2 protein-coding genes are annotated in these 4,057 nt (G+C 64.1%); one reads left to right on the top strand and one right to left on the bottom strand.

The window, feature by feature from the left end; translation table 11 throughout:
* Window positions 1-469 precede the first annotated feature (469 nt).
* A complete protein-coding gene (locus ACFFWD_RS17230; RefSeq protein ID WP_376967166.1) occupies window positions 470-1,423 on the bottom strand; it encodes a hydrogen peroxide-inducible genes activator in 954 nt (317 codons plus the stop codon).
* A gap of 118 nt (window positions 1,424-1,541) precedes the next feature.
* Between ACFFWD_RS17230 and katG the strand changes: the two genes are divergently transcribed.
* The gene (gene katG, locus ACFFWD_RS17225) at window positions 1,542-3,719 is read left to right on the top strand and encodes a catalase/peroxidase HPI (protein WP_376967164.1); all 2,178 of its coding nucleotides are present in this window, start codon (window positions 1,542-1,544) and stop codon (window positions 3,717-3,719) included.
* The last annotated feature ends 338 nt before the right edge of the window (window positions 3,720-4,057 follow it).

Raw genomic sequence — 4,057 nt, 5'->3', positions numbered from 1 at the left:
AAGTCGTGTGGTCCTGACGCCCCAGTGGTTGGTGTCTCCTCGCAAGACGCGAAACGTCTTGCGAGGACGGTGGCAAAAAAGCCCGGTCTCGCCGGGGAGAGCACGAAGTAAGCCGAAAACCATCGCGCAGGGAAAGCCGGCGTGTTTTCCGGTTTCACCTGTGGTCCTATCCCTGTGCTTTTTGTTGCACAGGGCCCATGGGTGCAATCGGCACCCGGCTTTCCCTGCGCCCTCTGTTTGGAGAGGGCGAACGAAGATGCAAAACTCGGACAAATCATGTCGCGAGAATGCGGATGTATGACTCGCAAGCAGTACTGGGGTCGTCTCGGCGCAGGCCGGGACCCATAGCCACGAATGTCAATTGTGTGCGATGCCGGGGCCGCGATCCCTCTCACAACGAACGGCAGTGGTTATGGGTCGCGGCCTGCGCCGGGACGACGGTGGTGGATGTGGCTACGGAGCCATCAAACTACTTCCGCCTCGCTTTCACCACCCGCTTCGCCTCGCGCGCGCCATTCTCCTTCGGGGCGTGCAGCGCGTTGCCGGAGAGGCGGACGACTTCGGAGATTTGCAGGAGCTGGCCGGCGAGGGGGCTCGTCTTGCGCCAGACCATGCCGATGGTGCGCGAGGGCTGCGGGTTCTTGAAGCGCGACACCGACACCGGCGCCGAACGGGTTTCCACCGCAACCGCCATCTCCGGGATCAGCGTGACGCCGATGCCGGCGCCGACCATCTGCACCAGCGTCGACAGCGAGCTCGCATCCAGCACCTCGCGCGGCGGCGAGGACTGCATGTTGCAGAACGACAGCGCCTGGTCGCGGAAGCAATGCCCCTCTTCGAGCAGCAACAGCCGCATCTCGCGCAGCATCTCGGCGCTCGGCACCGGCGTTCCCGCATCCTCGCTCGGCCGCACCAGCAGGAAGTCCTCCTTGAACAGGGCGACCTCGGTCAGCGACGGCTCCGATACCGGCAGCGCGACGATCGCGGTGTCGAGCCGGCCCTCCGCGACCTCCTTGATCAGTTTCGGCGTCAGCGTTTCGCGGACATGAATATCGAGCTCGGGATGCAGGCGCGCCAGGTTCTCGATCACCTTGGGCAACAGATAGGGCGCAATCGTCGGGATCATGCCGACGCGCAGCCGTCCGGCGAGCTTGTCGCGCGAGGCGCGGGCGAAATCGCCGAGCTCATCGACCGAGCGCAGGATATCGCGGACGCGATGGAGCAGTTCCTCGCCGAATTGGGTCAGCGTCACCTGTCGGGCGTTGCGCTCGAGCAGCACGCCACCGAGCGCCTGTTCCATTTCGCGGATCTGCATCGACAGCGCCGGCTGCGAGATCGCGCAGGCCTCCGCCGCGCGGCCGAAATGGCCGTGACGGGCGAGCGCGTCGAAGTAGCGAAGTTGCCGGAGTGTGACATTTATCATCAGATTATCTTATTGCTGCGATCATTAAAGTCAATTTCACCTGATGGAATCGGGCGCGTAGAATCGTTCTTGGAAGAGCTCCAGCACATTCCAGAATCCATCACCTCGGAGAAGAAACATGGACGCAAAAACCGATGAAGGCGCGGGCAAATGCCCATTTACGGGCACCCGCGGGCCCGCGAATCGTGACTGGTGGCCGAACACGCTGGACGTTCAGGTCCTGCACCACAACTCAAGCCTGTCCGATCCGATGGGCAAGGACTTCGACTACGCCAAGGAGTTCAAGACCCTCGATCTCAACGCTGTGATCAAGGACCTGCATGCCTTGATGACGGAGTCGCAGGAGTGGTGGCCGGCCGACTACGGCCATTACGGCGGCCTGATGATCCGCATGGCGTGGCACTCAGCGGGCACCTACCGCATCACCGACGGCCGCGGCGGCGCCGGTGCCGGCCAGCAGCGTTTCGCGCCGTTGAACAGCTGGCCTGACAACGCCAACCTCGACAAGGCGCGTCGGCTGCTCTGGCCGATCAAGCAGAAATACGGCCGCAAGATCTCCTGGGCCGACCTGATGATCCTCGCCGGCAACGTCGCGCTGGAGTCGATGGGCTTCAAGACCTTCGGCTTCGCCGGCGGCCGCCCCGACGTGTGGGAGCCCGAGGAGCTGTATTGGGGTCCGGAAGGCACCTGGCTCGGCGACGAGCGCTACAGCGGCGAGCGTCAGCTCTCCGAACCGCTCGGCGCGGTGCAGATGGGCCTGATCTACGTCAACCCGGAAGGCCCGAACGGCAATCCGGACCCGATCGCCGCGGCCAAGGACATCCGCGAGACGTTCTTCCGCATGGCGATGAACGACGAGGAGACCGTTGCGCTGATCGCCGGCGGCCATACTTTCGGCAAGACGCACGGCGCGGGCGATGCGTCGCTGATCGGTCCGGAGCCGGAAGCCGGCGCGATCGAAGATCAGGGCCTCGGCTGGAAGAGCAAGTACGGCACGGGCGTCGGCGCTGACGCGATCACCGGCGGTCCCGAAGTCGTCTGGACCCAGACCCCGACGAAGTGGAGCAATCACTTCTTCGAGAACCTGTTCAAATACGAATGGGAACTGACGAAGAGCCCGGCCGGTGCGAAGCAGTGGACGGCGAAGGGAGCGGACGCCGTTATTCCGGACCCGTTCGACCCGTCGAAGAAGCGCGTGCCGACGATGCTGACCACCGACCTCTCGCTGCGCTACGATCCGGCCTACGAGAAGATCTCGCGGCGGTTCTACGAGCATCCGGACCAGTTCGCGGACGCCTTTGCCCGCGCCTGGTTCAAGCTCACGCACCGCGACATGGGTCCGATCGCGCGCTACCTCGGCCCGCTGGTGCCGAAGGAGACGCTGATCTGGCAGGACGCGATTCCGGCGCTCGATCATCCCGTCATCGACGACAAGGACATCGAGGCGCTCAAGGCGAAGATAACAGCTTCGGGTCTGTCGGTGTCCGAGCTGGTGTCGACGGCCTGGGCGTCCGCGTCCACCTTCCGCGGCTCCGACAAGCGCGGCGGTGCCAACGGCGCGCGTATCCGTCTTGCCCCGCAGAAGGACTGGGAGGTCAACGAGCCGGCGCAGCTCAAGTCCGTGCTGGGCAAGCTCGAAGCCATCCAGAAGGAGTTCAACGCAGGCAGCAAGAAGGTCTCGCTCGCCGACCTGATCGTGCTCGGCGGCGCCGCCGCGATCGAGAAGGCGGCGAAGGACGGCGGCACCAGCGTGAAGGTTCCCTTCACGCCCGGCCGTACCGATGCCTCGCAGGAGCAGACCGACGTTCCGTCGTTCGCGCCGCTCGAGCCGCGGGCTGATGGCTTCCGCAACTACACCAGCGGCAAGCATCAGTTCATGATGCCCGAAGAGGCCCTGGTGGACCGTGCGCAACTCCTGAAGCTGACCGGACCGGAACTCACGGTTCTGGTCGGCGGCCTGCGCGTGCTCGGCGCCAACGCCAAGAAGTCCAAGCACGGCGTCTTCACCGGCAGGCCGGGAACGCTGACCAACGACTTCTTCCTCAACCTGCTCGACATGGGCACGCAGTGGAGCGATGTCGGCGAGGGCATCTATGAGGGCCGCGACCGCAAGACCAATGCGGTGAAGTGGACCGGCACCCGCGTCGACCTGATCTTCGGCTCGCACTCGCAGCTGCGTGCGTTCGCCGAGGTCTATGGCTCGTCGGACGCCAAGGAGAAGTTCGTCAAGGACTTCGTCGCGGCATGGGCCAAGGTGATGAACGCCGACCGCTTCGAGCTCGCCGACCACAAGTAAGGGACCGGCAACGACAACAACACGCAGGGCGGCGCTTCGGCGCCGCCCTGATTCATTTCAACCGATATACGCAAGGCGTTTGAACGTTTGCGCGTCCGTTTCAATCGTGCAGCCTCATGTCCCGGATCATCGCTTCGATGTCTGGATCGGGCGGATGTATCGGGAGCGACTGTGGCGGACCGCTCGCGGAATACTGCGCATCGCACCGCATTGGCCCGGCCGAGGACTGGTAGATCGTGGTCAGGCTCATCCAGCAGGCGAGCAGGGCCGCGATCCATTCTAAAGCGGGATGAAGTTAGCTTGAATCGATTTGGGATTCCCAAATCGGGCGATTTCTG

The sequence above is a fragment of the Bradyrhizobium erythrophlei genome (assembly GCF_042430365.1).
Classification (GTDB): Bacteria; Pseudomonadota; Alphaproteobacteria; order Rhizobiales; family Xanthobacteraceae; genus Bradyrhizobium; species Bradyrhizobium erythrophlei.
The sequence above is the reverse complement of the archived record's forward strand: the minus strand, read 5'-3'. Positions and strand labels throughout refer to the sequence as shown.

Coding starts and splice junctions, on each gene's coding strand:
- ACFFWD_RS17230 (WP_376967166.1), bottom strand. CDS start 1,423: ATGATAAATGTCACACTCCGGCAACTTCGCTACTTCGACGCGCTCGCC.
- katG (WP_376967164.1), top strand. CDS start 1,542: ATGGACGCAAAAACCGATGAAGGCGCGGGCAAATGCCCATTTACGGGC.